15 protein-coding genes are annotated in these 18,216 nt (G+C 41.0%); all 15 read right to left on the minus strand.

Annotated elements, in window-relative coordinates; translation table 11 throughout:
- Positions 1-91 precede the first annotated feature (91 nt).
- Positions 92-1,537, minus strand: a complete 1,446-nt coding sequence (ffh, locus tag SH603_RS06685) for a signal recognition particle protein (RefSeq protein WP_169472649.1) — start codon at positions 1,535-1,537, stop codon at positions 92-94.
- Position 1,538: 1 nt separating this feature from the next.
- Entirely contained in the window at positions 1,539-1,880 is a 342-nt protein-coding gene (locus tag SH603_RS06690; protein ID WP_035153201.1) for a putative DNA-binding protein, read from the minus strand.
- Positions 1,881-1,894: 14 nt separating this feature from the next.
- Positions 1,895-3,418 (minus strand): signal recognition particle-docking protein FtsY, encoded by a 1,524-nt coding sequence (gene ftsY, locus SH603_RS06695; RefSeq protein WP_321533700.1) that lies wholly within the window; start codon positions 3,416-3,418, stop codon positions 1,895-1,897.
- Positions 3,419-3,440: 22 nt separating this feature from the next.
- A complete protein-coding gene (smc, locus tag SH603_RS06700; protein ID WP_321533701.1) occupies positions 3,441-7,004 on the minus strand; it encodes a chromosome segregation protein SMC in 3,564 nt (1,187 codons plus the stop codon).
- A 16-nt stretch (positions 7,005-7,020) separates the two neighbouring features.
- Positions 7,021-7,722: a ribonuclease III gene (gene rnc, locus SH603_RS06705; RefSeq protein WP_169472652.1), complete on the minus strand. Its 702-nt coding sequence runs from the start codon at positions 7,720-7,722 to the stop codon at positions 7,021-7,023.
- Between the two features lie 176 nt (positions 7,723-7,898).
- A complete protein-coding gene (gene acpP / locus SH603_RS06710; protein WP_003663823.1) occupies positions 7,899-8,153 on the minus strand; it encodes an acyl carrier protein in 255 nt (84 codons plus the stop codon).
- A gap of 36 nt (positions 8,154-8,189) precedes the next feature.
- Positions 8,190-9,221 (minus strand): phosphate acyltransferase PlsX, encoded by a 1,032-nt coding sequence (gene plsX / locus SH603_RS06715; RefSeq protein ID WP_169472653.1) that lies wholly within the window; start codon positions 9,219-9,221, stop codon positions 8,190-8,192.
- Positions 9,222-9,238: 17 nt separating this feature from the next.
- Positions 9,239-11,311: an ATP-dependent DNA helicase RecG gene (gene recG, locus SH603_RS06720; RefSeq protein WP_321533702.1), complete on the minus strand. Its 2,073-nt coding sequence runs from the start codon at positions 11,309-11,311 to the stop codon at positions 9,239-9,241.
- A gap of 66 nt (positions 11,312-11,377) precedes the next feature.
- Positions 11,378-13,087, minus strand: a complete 1,710-nt coding sequence (locus tag SH603_RS06725) for a DAK2 domain-containing protein (protein WP_169478324.1) — start codon at positions 13,085-13,087, stop codon at positions 11,378-11,380.
- 25 nt (positions 13,088-13,112) lie between these two features.
- Positions 13,113-13,475 carry an Asp23/Gls24 family envelope stress response protein gene (locus SH603_RS06730; protein WP_003663831.1) on the minus strand — a complete coding sequence of 121 codons (363 nt, stop codon included), beginning with the start codon at positions 13,473-13,475 and terminating at the stop codon, positions 13,113-13,115.
- A gap of 194 nt (positions 13,476-13,669) precedes the next feature.
- A complete protein-coding gene (rpmB, locus tag SH603_RS06735) occupies positions 13,670-13,855 on the minus strand; it encodes a 50S ribosomal protein L28 (protein WP_003663833.1) in 186 nt (61 codons plus the stop codon).
- A 149-nt stretch (positions 13,856-14,004) separates the two neighbouring features.
- Positions 14,005-14,655: a thiamine diphosphokinase gene (locus SH603_RS06740; protein WP_153700791.1), complete on the minus strand. Its 651-nt coding sequence runs from the start codon at positions 14,653-14,655 to the stop codon at positions 14,005-14,007.
- An 86-nt stretch (positions 14,656-14,741) separates the two neighbouring features.
- Positions 14,742-15,395 (minus strand): ribulose-phosphate 3-epimerase, encoded by a 654-nt coding sequence (gene rpe, locus SH603_RS06745; RefSeq protein WP_035153182.1) that lies wholly within the window; start codon positions 15,393-15,395, stop codon positions 14,742-14,744.
- A gap of 10 nt (positions 15,396-15,405) precedes the next feature.
- Positions 15,406-16,296: a ribosome small subunit-dependent GTPase A gene (rsgA, locus tag SH603_RS06750; protein WP_169472656.1), complete on the minus strand. Its 891-nt coding sequence runs from the start codon at positions 16,294-16,296 to the stop codon at positions 15,406-15,408.
- A 13-nt stretch (positions 16,297-16,309) separates the two neighbouring features.
- A complete protein-coding gene (pknB, locus tag SH603_RS06755) occupies positions 16,310-18,214 on the minus strand; it encodes a Stk1 family PASTA domain-containing Ser/Thr kinase (protein ID WP_169472657.1) in 1,905 nt (634 codons plus the stop codon).
- Between the last annotated feature and the right edge of the window lie 2 nt (positions 18,215-18,216).

Raw genomic sequence — 18,216 nt, forward strand, 5'->3', positions numbered from 1 at the left:
ACCTCCCTGATTTCTTTTAACAGATAATAATATACCAGTGTTCAAATAGAATGTAAAGTATTTTTTCTTGACAGGCTTAAATTTTTTAAAATTATTTTTTCTTCCGTAATTTGCGAAGCTTTTTAATGCGTTTTTGCTTGTCTTTTTTCATTTTTCGCGCCATGTGGTTCATTGCCATTTGTCCCATCTTGCCACCTGGCATTTGTCCGCCAAACATATTTTGCATTCCATTGAAGTTACCGTTTGTAACCTGCTTCATCATCTTACGCATTTGATTAAATTGCTTAATCATTCGGTTAACTTCAACAATTGGCCGTCCCGCACCAGCTGCTAAACGACGACGACGACTAGGATTCATTATATCAGGATTTTCACGTTCTTCTGGCGTCATTGAAAGAACAATGGCCCGGATATGAGCAAATTGCTTAGGATCCAAATTAAGATTCTTTAAGGCAGGGTTATTAGCCATCCCCGGTATCATCTTAATAATGTTTTCCAACGGTCCCATCTTGGTAACCTGATCCATTTGTGCCAAGAAATCATTATAGTCAAATGTGTTCTCACGCATTTTATCCATTGTTTCTTGGGCTTGTTCTTCATCAAAATTCTTTTGGGCCTTTTCAATCAGGGTCATCATGTCCCCCATACCCAAAATCCGTGAAGCCATCCGGTCAGGGTGGAAGACATCAAGGTCCTCCATCTTTTCCCCTTCACCGACAAACTTAATTGGCTTACCTGTGACTGCCCGGATTGACATGGCAGCCCCACCACGGGTATCACCATCTAACTTGGTTAAGATAACCCCGGTAATATCAAGTTTATCATCAAATCCTTGAGCCGTATTAACTGCATTTTGACCAGTCATCGAATCAATAACAAGCAAAATTTCATTTGGATTTACTAGCTCTTTAATGTTTGCAAGCTCATCCATTAATTGTTCATCAATCTGGAGCCGACCAGCAGTATCAATAATGACATAATCATTATGATTTTTCTTGGCTACTTCCATCCCTTCGCGAACAATTTCCACTGGATCAACGTCTGTCCCCTTTTCAAAAACAGGAACATCGATCTGATCGGCGACTTGTTGTAACTGAGTAATAGCGGCGGGACGGTAAACGTCAGCCGCAATAAACATTGGCCGCGCGTGATTTTCATTCTTTAATCGTAAAGCCAATTTACCGGCAGTGGTCGTCTTACCTGCCCCTTGAAGACCAACCATCATGATAACAGTTGGAATGTGCGGTGCTTTGTTAAGCGGAACCGCTTCTTCACCCATCAGCTTCGTTAATTCATCATTAACAATTTTAACGATTTGTTGAGCTGGATTTAACCCTTTTAATACTTCCGCCCCGGCTGCTTTTTCCCGAACGGTCTTTACAAAGTCTTTTACAACTTTAAAGTTAACATCGGCTTCTAAAAGGGCGAGCCGAATCTCACGCATCGTTTCCCGAAGATCAGCTTCTGTAACTTTGGGTTTGCGTCGTAATTTTTCCATCGCCTTTTGCAGACGATCTGTTAAACCTTCAAATGCCATTTTATTCTTCCTCCAAGCTTTCCAGATGATTTACTAAGTGATTGAGCGTTGCATCATCTGGATAGTTTTTTCGGACGTATCGTTGAATTCGATCCGCCTGTTGATTACGAACTTGAAATTCAGCATATAAATGCAATTTGGCCTCGTAATCTTCTAATATGCTTTCTGTGCGCTTTATATTATCATATACGGCTTGACGACTAACATGGAAATTCTCGGCAATTTCGCCCAATGAGTAGTCATCCCCATAATAAAGCTCTAAATAATCATTTTGTTTTTTGGTTAATAAGGGTTGGTAAAACTCAAATAATGAATTTATCCGATAATTCTTTTCAATTTCCATATCGTCACACCTGCCTAGTCAACTTCGACTAACCCTTTGAACAGGCCATAAACAAAGTCGCCAGCATCAAACTTCTGGAGGTCGTCTACCTTTTCACCAAGCCCCACATACTTAACCGGTAAGTGGAGTTCATTACGGATAGCAAGGACAATTCCCCCACGAGCAGTTCCGTCTAGTTTTGTTAAAACAATCCCCGTTACATCGGTACTTTCCTTGAATAGCTTAGCCTGGTTAAGAGCGTTTTGCCCAGTTGTTGCATCTAAGACTAACAGTACTTCATGAGGAGCATCTGGAATCTCACGAGTAAGGATGCGCTTCATCTTAGCTAACTCATTCATCAAGTTAACCTTGTTTTGGAGACGGCCAGCAGTATCAATGAATAAGATATCATATTTTTCATCTTTTGCCCGTTTTACTGCATCAAAAACAACGGCCGCTGGATCACCGTTTTCTGGCCCTGTAACGATGTCAACACCGTCACGTTTTGCCCACACATCTAGTTGTTCAGTCGCCCCGGCCCGGAACGTATCAGCGGCCGCTAAAAGAACTTTCTTACCTTGCTTCTTAAAGAGGGCGGCCATTTTACCAATCGTTGTTGTCTTTCCAGCACCGTTAACACCAACAAACATAATAACAGTTGGGCCTTCCTTTGCCATGGCTAAGTCAGGATTTTCATCTTGACCAGCTTCATCATAAAGTTCGACCATTTTTTCAATAATGACGTTGGAAACATCCTGCTTGCTCTTAGCATTTTGCAGTTTTACTTCTTCTCGTAATTCATCACTGAGTTTCATTGCCATATCATAGCCGACATCAGATTCAATCAGCATATCTTCAAGATCATCAAAGAAATCTTCATCGACATGCCGGAAATTAGCCAAGAACTTATTTAACCGTGCCCCAAAGCCTGTCCGAGACTTCTCAAGCCCACGATCGTATTTCTTAACCGTCTCAGCTTTTTGATCCTCTTCTGGTTCAGAAGAAGGTTGTTGCTCCTGTTCCTTATCACCATCATTTTCTTCAGAATCGTCATCCTCATTTGATTCTTCAGCAGCTGATGCTTCTTCTGTGGTTGGCATTACTGGTTCTTCAACCGCTTTTTCTTCTGCAACAGGTTCGGTCGGTTCTTCAGGTGATTCAACGGCTGTTTCAGTTTCAGCTGTATTGGAAGAAGATGGTCCTTCTGCAGAAACAGTTTCATCCGGAGTACTAGATGATGGTACTTCTTCTTCAGAAATACTTGAGTCTGCCACCTCTTCTGAGTGACTTTCCTCGCTAGTCTCCTCTTCTTTTTCTTCTTTAACCCCATTATGGAGCGTTTCGTGAGTTCCATCCGGGTTAATCTTTTCCTCATAGCTATCGGCAGGAGGAATATTTACCGGTTCCGGATGAGTTGGGGCAGAAGCCGGCGCCGCACTCATCGCATCTGCTGATTCATCTTCATGCGCGGTTTCAGATTGAACAACTGCACTTGAACTATCAGGCGTTTTTTCCTCTTCTTTTTTCTTATGACGGCGGAAAATATCAAATAATCCCATACTTGAAGCCTCCTAAATTTAGTTAATTATCACTCTCTTGTAAAGTACCAACAACATCCACTGATACCATCTTTGAAACTCCTGATTCTTGCATTGTAACCCCGTACAATACATCGGCGTCCATCATCGTTCCCTTGCGGTGGGTAATGACGATAAATTGTGGACCTTCAGTACCAAATTTGCTGAGGTAGTGCGCAAACCGTTGTACATTGACCTCATCTAAGGCTGCCTCTGGTTCATCAAGAATTGCAAATGGAACTGGGCGGACTTTTAAAATAGCGAATAGTAAGGTAATCGCTGTTAATGCTCGTTCCCCACCTGATAACAATGAAAGATGTTGATTTTTCTTTCCTGGTGGCTGGGCCATAATATCGACCCCAGTTGTTAATAAGTCATGGGGGTCGGTTAAGACAAGTTTAGCATGACCACCAGAGAAAATTTGTTGGAACGTCTCATCAAACTTTTGTGAAACCTGATTAAAGGTTGTAATAAACCGTTTCTTGACTTGGGCATCCATCTCACCCATCGTCTGATTAAGCTGAGCTCGAGAGGCGAGCAAGTCGTCTTGTTGTCCCTTCAAGAAATCGTACCGTTCACGAACACGCTCATATTCTTCAATCGCTCCAACATTAACTTGACCAAGATCATCCAATCCCCGCTTTAATAGCTTCAACCGGGTCGCTAAGGTCTCTTCGTCCAAGTCACTCATCTGTTGGCGAGCTTCATCAATGGTCATGGAATATTGCTCAGATAATCGATTAAGAGCTTGCTCAACCATTGATTCATACTTCACGCGCTCTTCATTTAAGTTATTACGATCATCAAGGGCTGCCCGCTGAAGTTCTTGCAGACGATTATAATGTGCTTCGGCTTGTGACAGCTTTTGCTCAAGTTCTTCAAGAGCAACTGAATTATCTTCCAGTTGCACCTTAGCTTTTGCCTGCTCTTCTTTAGCATCTTTTAAGGCTGTCTGTGTCGATTTTTCACTTGTTGATTGACTAGCTGATTGAGTCGTTAACTCAGCGATTGCAACCGTGACCTTTTCTAAACTCTCCTCAACTTCTCGCCGTTGCCGGTTATACTCTTGACTTTGGCGTTGATATTGTTGAAGTCGTTCTTCGGTCACTGCAATTTTTTGTTGCATTTGTGCTAATTGTCGTGCCTGAGTTGACTCATCATTCTGTAATTCATCGATCCGGGTAAGAATTTGCTTAATCTTTGCCACAACTTGCGTCAATTTCTGGTTTACTTTATCAGCTTGTTCATTATTTTGTTGAACTTGTGATTCGTAATCCTGATGTTGAGTGTCTTGCTGTTTATTTTGGGTTTCTAAAATCTGTACCCGATTAGTAAGCATCTCATGCTTACTTGAGATCAACTGGCAATTACTTTCTTGCTCATGAAACTTATCTTGTAAAGTCTGAACTTGTTGCTGATAATCAGCTACTACTTGTTCGTTCGCTTTTTGCGCTTGTTGTAGTTTAGTAATTTCCTGCTCTAAATTTGCTGCAAGCCGTTCCTGTTTTTTTAGCTCTTCTTCTAGTTGCTTAGCCATTTGCTTTTGACTTAAAAGTCCTGTTCGTTGACTACGGGTGGCTCCCCCAGTCATCGCTCCACTAGCATTGATCAACTGACCGTCAAGAGTTACCACCCGTACCATATGACGACCTGCACGAGCAATCTCAGTGGCATGATCAAGGTTGTCAGCAATAACCGTTGTTCCTAGTAAGTGGTCAGCAATAATCTGAAATTTTTGATCAAACTTAATAAGTTCTGTTGCTCGACCCAAAAAGCCAGGGAGACCAGTTAGTTGTGGCCAAATGTTTAATGGTCGCCGGTGGCTAAGCGTATCAAGCGGCAAAATAGTTACCCGGCCAGCGCGAGTCTTAATCAAGAAGTTAATAATTGCTTTGGCAGTAGCTTGCCGGTCAACAACCAATTGCTGAAGCTGGCTTCCTAATACTGTTTCAACCGCTTGCGTGTACATGGCAGGAACATCAAATAATTCACTGACTGCTCCCGCCAATCCAGGAAATTTCTGCCGTTGCCGAAGGACTTCTTGAACTCCCCGGTAATAGCCGCTATATTCATCGGCCATTGACTGATAAGCGTTAATTCGCGAATTAAGCGACCGCACATCTCCTAATGCTGCATACCAATCACGTTGTTTTGTTTGGTACCCGTAATTAAGTTTTTCACGGTGATCTTGAGCTGCTTTTAGTTTTTCACTGACAGTCTGTAGGCTTCCCTTAGTAATGGCTGCTTCTTGTTGGTAGCGGTCATATTCTTGATTAATTTCTGCAAGCTGGTTCTTAGTAGCGTCAAGTTCCTCGACATTTTGTCGTTGAAGACTCATCGCTTGTTCATGATTACGTGACAAGAAAGATTGCTGATTGTGAATCGTTGTTCTTTTCTGCATCAAGCTAACTTGTTGGTTACGTAAATCCTCTACTTGCTGTTTTAGGGTCGCAATCTGCTCACTGCTACTCATCTTTCTGGCTGCTTCGAACTCAGCTTGCTGACTATTAATCAGTGCTTTTTGTTCAGCTAATTGCTCGTCATTTGCCTGTTGGCTTGCCTTAACCTCTTTTAAGCGTGCATTGAGTTCAGCCTGTTGGGCAGTTAACCGTCGCTGCTCATTTTCACGTTGCTCGCGACGAACACTAGAAACCGATTGCTGATTCTCGTACTTAGCAATTGCCTCCGTTTGGTTTAAGATGATCGCTTGAAGTCGATCCTTAGTTGCGTTTAGTTGTTGGCGCTTTTGCTTCAAATTATCAAGTTGCTGCCGATCATGGCCTGCTTGTCCTTGATAGTCCTTCACCATCGCTTCTGCTTGTTCGAGCTTGGCACCTAATTTGGTTAACTTATCATAGTACTCATCATAATGACGAACTGTTTGTGTCCGATCAAGCACATCAAATTGCTTCTTTTGTTCCAAGTAATCTTGGGCAATTGCACTTTGTTCTTCTAAAGGTTCAATCTGCTTTTCTAACTCACTAATAATGTCATTTACCCGGTTAAGGTTTTCCATCGTCGTAGTAAGTCGCTTTTCAGCTGTTTCTTTGTTCTTCTTATACTTAGCAACGCCAGCAACGGTTTCAATAATTCCCCGCCGATCAATTGGCTTACCGTTAAAGATCTCTTCAATCCGTCCCTGGGAAATAATAGAAAAAGATTCTCGACCTAAGCCAGAATCAATAAACAAGTCTGTAATGTCCTTTAAGCGAACGTTTTGGTCGTTAATTAAGTACTCACTATCACCATTGCGGTATATTTTACGAGTAATGGTAAGCTCAGTAAATTCACTAGCTAAGTAATGATCGCTATTATCTAGCGTAATCGAAACTAGGGCCCGGTTTAAAGGTTTTCGATCTGATGACCCATTAAAGATAACATCAGCCATCCGATCTCCCCGTAAATGATGAGCCGACTGTTCGCCCATTACCCATTGGATAGCTTCGATAATATTACTCTTTCCACTACCATTCGGGCCAACAATCCCTGTCATCCCGGGCTCAAATTTAATTGTTGTTTTTTGGGCAAAGGACTTAAAGCCGTCCAAAGTTAAAGACAATAATTGCATCAGTTATTCCTACTTACTATTTATTTTTATTTCTCATATTATCAAGTGCCTGTTGTGCTGCTTGCATTTCAGCATGCTTCTTTGATGAACCCTTTCCCTCACCGATAACGTCACCATTAGCCGTAACGTTTACTTTAAATTCAGGGTCGTTTTCTGTTCCGCTTTCCTCTACCAAATGATATTCAATGGCAATATCACCGTCACGTTGGAGGAATTCTTGGAGACTAGTCTTGGCATCAACAGCATGATCAAACCAGCCCATATCAAGTTTAGGAAAAATAACTCGTTGGACAAACTTTTCAACTGCTGGCCGGCCTTGATCTAAATAGAGGGCGCCAATAAATGATTCAAAAATATCACATAGCAAGCCTGGACGTTCTCTTGCGCTGGCCATTTCCTCACCATGACCTAAGCGAATGTATTGATCAAAATGACATTCCTTGGCAAATTTAGAAAAACTATCCTCACATACCATTGCCGCTCTTAAGCGGGTAAGTTTCCCCTGCGGTAATTCAGGGAAACGTTTATAAATATATTCTGAAACGATCAGTTCCAACACAGCATCGCCAAGAAATTCAATCCGTTCGTAATATTTTAATCCTTGGTTAGGATGTTCATTTACATACGAAGCTTGAGTAAAAGCTTCTGCTAATAAAGCAGGATTATCAAAATGAATATTAAATTCCTTGGCCAGGTAGTCTTGTAATTCTTCGATCATAAAAAATTCCTTTCGTTTTTGACTTAAATTATAAAAAATGTCTAAGGCCTATTATACTAAACAACCCGCTATTCCGCAGGTAATTTTAATAATATTCAAAAAAATTAAAGGCTGTGAAAAAACTTTCGCCTTTTCTCAGCCCCTTACTTTTCTACCTTAATAATTAAACAGTTCGATTAGTTGGCAGTGTGTTCTGCAATGTAATCAACAACTTCACCGATTGTACTTAGCTTTTCAGCATCTTCATCATTAATTTCTTCACCAAACGTATCCTCTAATTCGAGAACAAATTCAACAAAATCAATTGAATCAGCATCCAAATCTGTCTTTAAGTTCAAATCATCAGTAATCTTAGCCCGATCAACATCAAAATGGTCAGCAACAATCTCTGAAACCTTATTAAAGATTTCTGTTTTCTTATTATCAGCCATTATTATTAACCTCTCTTTACTAGTTCGCTACTTATTCTATTCGTTTTTCTGAGAATTGTCTAGATTTTCGGTGTTATCGAAAAATTCAACTGTTTTTTCAATCACACCCGTTTTGATCATCGTTCTGATTTGACTAATTGTATTTTTCACTGCTAAAGCATCAGCAGATCCATGAGTTTTAACAACTGGTGCCTTAAGTCCTAATAAGACCGCCCCACCATAAGTTGAAGCACTCATTTTTTGCCCGATTTGATGGAAAACTGGCTTTAGCATGAGATAACCTAGCTTAGCACGAAGACCACCATGTAAAATTCCATCTTTAATCAACGTCATCATCATCTTGGCGGTTCCTTCAGTCGCTTTCAAAGCCGCATTTGCCGTCCACCCATCACTTACAACAACATCTGCCTTGCCAAACAGGAGGTCACCAGATTCAATATTGCCGATAAAATTCAAATCATCTTTGCTATCGAGGATTTTCCATACTTCTTTATGTAATTTGTCACCCTTATCTTCTTCTGCCCCATTGTTTAATAGCGCAATTTGAGGGTTCGCAACTCCCAATACATTTTCGGCATAGAATTTACCAAGGTAGGCATATTGTTCCAAATTTTTCTCTTTACTTTCCGCATTTGCACCAGTATCGAGGTAGACAAAATTGTGCCGACTAGCACCTGGCTTGGCAATTGGCAAAATACTAGTGAGTCCTGGACGGTCAATCCCTTTAATGCGGCCAACAATGAAGAGGCCAGCCGCCAAAATTGCCCCTGTGTTTCCTGCAGAAAAGAAGGCATCAGCTTTTCCTTCTTTAACTGCTGTTGCTGCGCGAACAATTGACGAGTCTTTTTTTCGTCGAATCGCCCGGACTGGTTCTTCACCCATTGAAATCTCTTCACTGGTAGCAACAATATTAAGCCGCTCATTATTTTTTATTAAGGGTTTAACCTTGTCTGGATTTCCATAAAGGTCAAATTCTAGGTCGGGGTAAAGGTCTCGGGCCTCTTCTACCCCTTCAATGATTACTTGGGGAGCATTATCTCCACCCATTGCATCAACAGCAATTTTCATAAAATTTCCTCCTCATATTAGTCAAAGTGCGTCTCCAGTTCATGACGCTTTAAATATAAAACAAGTGGCTGATTTTCATCGACCTGATCCCAATTGGGCATGCTTAATAGGTTTCCAGCATCAGCACGGGCAATTTGCAGCATTTTCAAATCAGCAACCGGATCACCCACTTTAAATTCTGGCATCCCCGATTGCTTTTTCCCAAGAACATCTCCAGATCCCCGCAGTTTCAAGTCTTGCTCAGCTATCTTAAATCCATCATCGGTAGCAACCATCGTTTTCATCCGGGCTTTTCCCTCATCAGTTTTCGGATCGGCAATCAACAGACAATAGCTTTGTCGACTGCCTCGACCAACACGCCCACGTAATTGGTGAAGCTGTGCGAGGCCAAAACGATCAGCATCATATATAACCATTACCGTTGCATTAGGATTATCAACACCAACTTCAATAACCGTGGTTGCAACTAAAACTTGAAGCTCACCAGATTTAAACTGGCGCATCGCCTCATCTTTTTCTTCCGTCCCCATTCGTCCATGGAGTAAGCCCACTTTATAAGCTGGCTCAAGATCGGCCGACAGCTGATTATAAAGATCAGTCGCGTTTTGTACATCTAGAGCCGCTGATTCCTCAATCAAAGGACTTACAACATACGCCTGTGCTCCTTGCTTTAATTGTTCACGCAAAAAATGGATTGCTGCGGCATGTTGGTTAGACTGCAGCCACTTTGTTTGAATTGGCTTTCGACCAGCCGGTAATTGGTCAATTATCGAAACATCCATTTCACCATAATTAGTAATCGCTAGTGTCCGTGGGATAGGGGTCGCTGTCATGGCTAATACATCAGGATGTTCGCCTTTTTCACGAAGTTGCTGACGCTGGTTGACCCCAAAACGGTGCTGTTCATCAGTAATTACCAGACCAAGATTAGCATATTCGACTCCATCTTGAATTAGCGCATGGGTTCCAACAATGAGGTTGACATCCCCTCTCTTCATTGCCGTCAGTAGTTCCCGATGTTGCTTAGCAGTCAATGAACCAGTCAGAAGAGCAACCTGGACATGGGTTCCTTCAAAAATTTTCGCTAATTTCTCAGCATGTTGTCCTGCCAGAATTTCTGTCGGCGCCATTAAAGCAGCTTGATAACCGGCAGTAATAGCTGCATAAATGGCAATAGCAGCAACAATTGTCTTTCCAGAACCAACATCTCCCTGTAACAATCGATTCATCTGGTATGGTTGACGCATATCACGGCAAATTTCATTAACAACCCGTTTTTGAGCATTAGTTAGTTCAAATGGGAGTCCGCCAATAAATTCTTTTAACTCGTCATTATGGTATAAAATCCGCTCACCATCTTCTTGACGATGGGCACGGCGAATTGCTTGCAGCCGTAACTGAAATAGGAAAAACTCTTCGTAAGCTGCTGTTCGGCGCGCGGCTTTTGCAGTTGCCTGAGTTTGTGGAAAGTGAATTTCCCTAATCATTTGTCGCCGATCCATTAACCGGTATCGTTGACGAATCGTTTCTGGCAAATACGTTGGAATGATATTGGCATATTCCTCGTAAGCTTGACGAATAAAACTTTGGAGGACATTTTGCCGGATATGCTTATTCACCGTATAGACTGCACCAAACTCATTTCGATCATCAGCTTTTTCCTTAAGAAGCTTGTTTCCTGTTACTTGACGGCGAGGTGCATCCCACTTGCCCATTACAGTTACTTGTTGATTTAATTCAATTTGTTTTTTGATATAGGGCTGATTAAAAAAGGTCGCGATTACTACCTCATTACCTACCTGCATTCGAAAAGTAAGCCGGTTTCGCCGATAGCCATAGCGGACCAAGAGTGGTTCCGACACCACTACTCCTTGAAGAGTAATTTTCTGTTTATCCTTGGCACTTTCAATATCTGTAGGCGTGAAATCGTTATAACGGGTGGGATAATATGTCAATAAATCTTCAATAGTATCTATTCCCAGAGTAGCTAGATCTGCTACCCGCTTAGGACCAACTCCTTTTAAATTGGCGACGGAATCCGTTAAACTCCGCAAATCTTTCACCTCTTTTTTAACACAACCAGTAACCAAAATAGGAGTGGGAATAAAAGTAGTCCTTTATTAACCCACCCCTATAGGAATTAATTTAATGTGCCGCTATTCAACCGAAATCAGGTATGGATAAACTGGCTGACCACCATCGTAAATCTGAATATCTAATTCATCATCTACTTCTTCAACTGCTGCTTTAATCTCTTCAGCAGTTTTTTGATCACCACCAGCTCCATATAAGATCGTTACAATTTCACTATCCTCGTCAAGCATGGCTTTAACCATCTTAATAGCGGCTTCTTTCAGATCCAAATCAGTAGTGACGATTTTACCATCAACAATTCCCATGTAGTCATCTTTCTTAATTTCACGACCATCAATTGTTGTATCACGAACAGCATTAGTAACCGCTCCACTGGCAACCGTATTTGTATTGGCTTCCATATTCGCTTGATTTTCGTCTAAAGATGCTTCTGGGTTGTACTCAAGCAACGCACTCATTGCTTGGGCAATCGTCTTACTGTGGACAATCTTTGTTGGAATATCAGCGACTTCAGCAGCTTGATCAGCAGTCATAAAGATGTTGCCGTTATTTGGCAGAACAATAGCTTGCTTGGCACCACTATTATTAATGGTATCGAGAATATCTTGAGTACTTGGGTTCATTGTTTGACCACCTGTAATGATGTGGGTAACACCCAAACTCTTTAATAATTTTGCAATTCCTTCTCCTGATGCTACAGCAATAACAGCTGTCTGGAGGTCCTTTTTAGCTTCTGCAGCTGCTTTTGCCTTCTCAATTGGCGACTCACTGTCAGTGTCTTCTTCATCCTTTTCCATGATTTCTTCTTGTTGCCAAACCATGTTATGAATTTCAATTGTCTGTAAATCACCGAATTGCTGACCCCAAGTTAATACTTTACCAGGGTGTTCAGTGTGAACATGAACCCGCACAACTTGATCATCATTTAGAACAAGTAAACTATCACCTAAGTCCGCTAGATAATTATAGAACGTATCATAGTCAAACTTTTGAGTCACTTGTTTACCCTTACCAAGGCGTACCAACATTTGAGTACAGTAAGTATACTTGATATCTTCAGGATTAAGCTTTCCTTGAACGCTTTGGTGATCCATGGCGTGAACCATCTCGTCAATTTCAGCATTGTCAGGTTTATAGTCATCACTTTTATCTACGCGGCCACTCAAGGCTTCGTCAAAGGCTTGAAGTACAAAGACGAGTCCTTGCCCACCAGAATCTACCACGCCAACTTCTTTCAGGACTGGCAATAAATCCGGCGTCTTTTTAAGCGCTTCTTCACTTGCTTCATAAATGGTATGCATAATCTCAACAAGATCATCAGTCTCTTTAATCTTGTTGAGGCCTGCTTGAGCTGATTCACGAACAACCGTTAAAATGGTACCTTCTGTTGGCTTCATCACAGCCTTATAAGCTGTCTTTGCACCATTAGCATAAGCATTAACAAAGTCAGCAGTAGATAAAACATCCATGCCTTCTGTTGCCTTTGCAAAACCACGGAAGATCTGCGATAAAATAACCCCAGAATTTCCTCGTGCTCCCATCAAAAGGCCCTTTGCTAACGCTGCACTCAGGTCGCCAACCTTCTTACTGGTTTCGTTGCGTTCGTACTTGGCACCGCTTGCCATTGAAGAAGTCATGTTTGTCCCGGTGTCTCCATCTGGAACTGGAAAAACATTTAATGAATTAATAAATTCAGCGTTCTTACCAAGTTTATCGGCGGCCGCCTGGACCATTTTACCGAATTCAAGGTTTGTAATTTTTGTTACAGCCAATTCGAAATTCCTCCCCAATGCTCGCTTAATCTTCTAGTGTCCGTACACCTTGGACACATACATTAACTGAATTTGCCGTAATACCGAGCATTGTTTCAAGATTATACTTTACCTTTGCTTGGACACTTTTTGATACTTCTGAGATCTTTGTGCCATAGCCTACAATAATATTTACGTCAACAGCTACACCATTATCTTGCTGCCGAACAACAACGCCGCGCGCAAAATTTTCACGACGAAGAATTTGGTTAACCCCATCACGGAGGGGGTTTCGGCTTGCCATTCCAACAACACCGTAGTTATCAGTAGCAGCCCCACCAACAACTGATGAAATCACATCATTATCAATGTCAATTGTACCTGACTTAGTTTTGATTTTTACTGCCATCGTCATGGCCTCCTTATAAAATTACCAATTGATTTTAGAATCCAATGATACTAAAATTCATAATTAAATCAATACCATCATACCATAGCATATTTCACTAAAAAAGTAACTGATGGATATTTTTACAATCAATCAATGGGGTTAATCAATTAGTGTAAAAAATAAGCCGCCCAAACTGGACGGCATCATTTTAATTAAACCCGAGTCACTTTACCTGACTTCAGTGTACGTGCTGAAACGTATACCTTCTTAGGCTTACCATTAACTAAAATGGTTACCTTTTGCAAGTTAGGCTTCCAGCTACGCCGACTTGAGTTAAGGGCGTGAGAACGCTTGTTACCAAATTGCGTCCGTTTACCGTTGATAAAATCTTTAGCCATTGGTGATACCCTCCTCTTTGCTTCATAATTTTTTCGTTTACGCAAAACTGCGATGTAACTCACCTAATTAATCTACCATAGGCATCGTAACAATGCAATAGTTTTCTTTCAAGTAATTTTCCTTGACAGGGTATTTTTCCCTCAAAAACCTATTTTAATTGGTCGCTACACTGAATTACAGAAATAATTCCACTTTCAAATGAAAAATGATTTTCTTCAGCTGTAAATTCATTGCTTGTCCACGAGAATGGAATTTGACTACTCCAGTTTTGCAGTGGATATTTTTCGTCTTTCAACGTAAGGCCTCGAACAGGAGTAAGATTGACAAAGGCCAGGTACTTCTTATGCGGCAGGCGAGAAATAGTGTAATCCCCTGGCAAGTAGTAAGAGACAACATTTTGACAGTCAATAATCTTAATCTTGGTTAAGTATGGCTTAAATTCACTCTGCAACGGAAGAAAGAGGTTAGCTAATAAATGGTCTAAGCGTCCTCCCGTTGCACCAAAAATTTCAATTTCATCAGCCTGTTCCTGAATTGCAAATTTCACGCCCAATTGCGTATCGGTATAATCTTTTTCAGGAGGATAAGTTTTTATACGAGTAATTTTACCTTCTAAACCTTGCAATTCATCCCCGGTAACGGAATCAAAGTCACCAATTGCTAAAACCGGCTTAATTCCCCATCTTAATAACCTTAAAGCACCCCGGTCAACCCCAATCCATTTTTCATCTTTACGTTGCAAAATCAACTCGGTTGGGACTATTTCAAGCGGACCGCCAACTAGTACATTTACTCTCATTTTTCACTCCTAAAAAAATGGATCTTCAATATTCAGACAAATCTGAACTAGAAGATCCATTTTTGTTTTTTACTTAATGTAACTAATTACTTAGTAGCATCTTCAAGCGCCTTGATTCGTTCAGCAGGATCTTCAGCGTTAAAGACATATGAACCTGCAACTGCTACCGTCGCACCGGCTTTGTAGCAATCTACAACTGTCTTGTCGTTAACTCCACCGTCTACTTCAATATCGAAATTATAGCCCTTTTCTTCCTTAATTGCGTTTAATTGGGCAATCTTGTCAACGGTTTCCGGTAAGAACTTTTGACCACCAAATCCAGGGTTAACAGTCATTACCAAGACTTGGTCAACCATGTGTAATACCGGTTCGATCATCGCTACTGGTGTACCTGGGTTAATAACAACTTCGGCTTTTACGCCACCGTTTTTGATAATTTGAAGAGCACGGTGAATGTGTTGAGTAGCTTCTACTTGAACACCAATAATATCAGCGCCAGCATCAATGAACATTGGTAAAATATGTTCTGGACTTTCAACCATCAAGTGCACATCCAATACCATGTTTGTAATTGGACGAATGGCCTTAACAAAGCCTGGTCCGTAAGAAATACTTGGAACAAAGGTACCATCCATAACATCAATGTGTAAGTATGGTGCACCGGCCTTTTCTACCTTTTCAATGTCCTTTTGTAAATTTACATAATCTGCACTTAAAATTGATGGTGCAACTTTAATCATCCTGATTCCCTCATTTCTTATAATTTGGTTTTTGATTAGCAATCAATTCATGGAACTGAAGATAATCATCATACCGACTCTTCATGATTATAACATTGTTTACCGCTTCCTTCACAGCACATTGTGGTTCTTTTATGTGAAGGCAACCCCGAAACTTACAATCAGCTGAAATTTTAGCCATTTCAGGGAATAAATGCGGCAAATCATTTACCGTCATATCAAATGTTTCGTACGATGAAAAACCTGGGGTATCGGCTATTAGAGCCCCGTTAACATCTAGTAAGCTTACTTTTCTTGTTGTATGCCGTCCCCGTTGAAGCGCTTGAGAAATTTCGCCAGTCGCTAATTTTAACTGGGGAGCCAAATGATTAAGCAACGTTGACTTTCCTGCTCCTGTCTGCCCCATCATTGTTACAATATTTCCCTTTAATTCTTCCATTAAATTTGCTAATTGGTTAGGGTTAAAGGGCTCACGGGCCGCATAAACCTGGTAGCCGATTTTACGATAGCCCTCGATCGTTGGCAAAAGTTGTTGGTATTCCTCATCTGTCAGTAAGTCAGTCTTTGAAAAATAAATTAAAGGGGTAACATCTTGGGCTTCTAAAGCAATCAATTGCCGGTCTAAAAGGTTAGCGGAAAATGCTGGTTCTTTAGCTGAGGTTACGACAACTGCCATATCAACATTAGCAACAGGTGGCCGAACCAACTGATTGCGGCGGGGCAAGATTTTTAATAAATACCCTTCCTGTTGATTTTCAGCACTGAACTCAACATGATCGCCAACTACTGGCTTAATCTTTCGTTGACGGAAGTTTCCACGTGCCCTTGTCCGATAGATCTTTTCATCTGCAATCACATCATAAAAGCCACTTAATGACTGTTGGATTATTCCTGTTTTCAAACTGCACCTCCAATTATCCAGTAATATTTGTTGCACTCATAATCGTTCGTCCATTGCGAACAACACGGTATGCGCCTGTTTGTCCTTGTTTAAGGGTAAATGGCACATTAATTGTTGTTTCCTGATTAATTGTAATATCTTGATACTCCATTGTTAAATTATGGTTGGCATCTCTGATATATACCTGTACACGGTTTTCACGCTGCCCACCATTCCCATCAAACGGAATGTTAATCTGAATATTCGTTGTCTTTGTTTGGTTACCAGAATTAGCAATTGAAACTGTTAACGTATCACCATGATTCAATGTTGACCCAGCTCGTGGTGTCTGATTAATCACATGGTTAGTCGCGATTGTTTTTGATTTTTTCTCTTGAGTTGTCAATTGTAAATTATTTTTATTTGCAAACTGTTGAACAGCACTAATATCCTGATTCTTAAAGTTCGGAATCTTAATTGGTTCTTTCCCTGCGCTTACCCGAAAAATAATTGTGTTAGCAGCAGGCTTAACAATCGTACCTTTTTTGTGGTTTTGTCTGATAATCTGTCCCTTATCGATATCATCCGAATACACTGGTTCTTGATGAACTTGAAATCCCTTGCGACGAAGGTTAGCGGCTACTGAAGAATAGTCTTCACCAACATAATCAGCCATTTGCAATTGCTTAACTCCTGTACTAACCGTTAAATTAATTGGGGTACTAACACGGGTCTTATGGCTGACGTCAGGATTGGCTGAAACAATTCGGTTTTTATCAACCGCCTGACTATTTACTCGAGTAATCTTACCAATCCGCAAGTTTTGCTGGTGCAATCGTTGCTCTGCCTTTTGTACCGTCATCCCTTCTACATCGGGGATGATTACTTGACGGATTAAGAACCACCAGCTACAGACTGCAATCAGCACAATCATACCAAGCGTTCCACTAACCATCCCATATTTTTCCCACTTTTGCGGTTTAGTTGATGGATCAACGGTTGGTGAATCAGTTGACTTCTTTGGTTGATAATCATCAGCTTTTAGGTGTTTAATATCTAACACCTTAGTTTCTCCATTATCATCTTGTTGGATCTTTAACCGCGGCTCATTAGCTCTTTGCGGATCAAGGACGGTTTTCAAATCAGCTGCCATTTCATTAACTGAACTATACCGCTCAGCAGGTTCCTTTGCTGTCGCTTTAATGATTACGTTTTCGAGTGCCTGAGGAATTTCTTTGTTCTGTTCACGAACAGAAGGAATTTCTTCACGGAAATGCTTCAAGGCAATTGAGACAGCCGTTTCTCCCTCAAATGGAACCTTTCCAGTTAGAAGTTCAAACAAGATAATTCCTAGTGAATAGATATCTGATTGTTTAGTAGCAATGCTTCCTCGCGCTTGTTCTGGGGATAGGTAGTGAACTGACCCCATCAAGGTATTAGTCTGCGTTAATGAGTCTTGCGATACAGCAACCGCAATTCCAAAATCAGTAATTTTAACGTTTTTATTTTCATCAATTAAGATATTTTGTGGTTTTAAGTCCCGGTGGATAATCCCATGAGCATGGGCGGTCGCAACTGCTGAAAGCACCTGTTCCATAATATCAATAACTTGTGGAAGTGGAATCGGATAGTGCTTTTTTATATATGCTTTAAGGTCTGTCCCCTTTACATATTGCATTACCATGTATTGCAAGCCATGATCCTCACCAACGTCATAAATTCCAACAATATGAGGATCATTTAACTGCGTCGCGGCCATTGCTTCCCGGTGAAATCGCCGTTTAGTACTTGGATCGTCCCGTAAGTCAAGACGCAATAGTTTAACCGAAACGTCCCGATCAAGAACCATATCATGTGCCAAGTAGACATTAGCCATTCCACCTTCACCAAGTGACCGAATTATCCGATATCGGTGACCAATTTCATATCCAGGATTCATTT

The organism is Limosilactobacillus reuteri (genome assembly GCF_034259105.1).
Classification (GTDB): domain Bacteria; phylum Bacillota; class Bacilli; order Lactobacillales; family Lactobacillaceae; genus Limosilactobacillus; species Limosilactobacillus reuteri_G.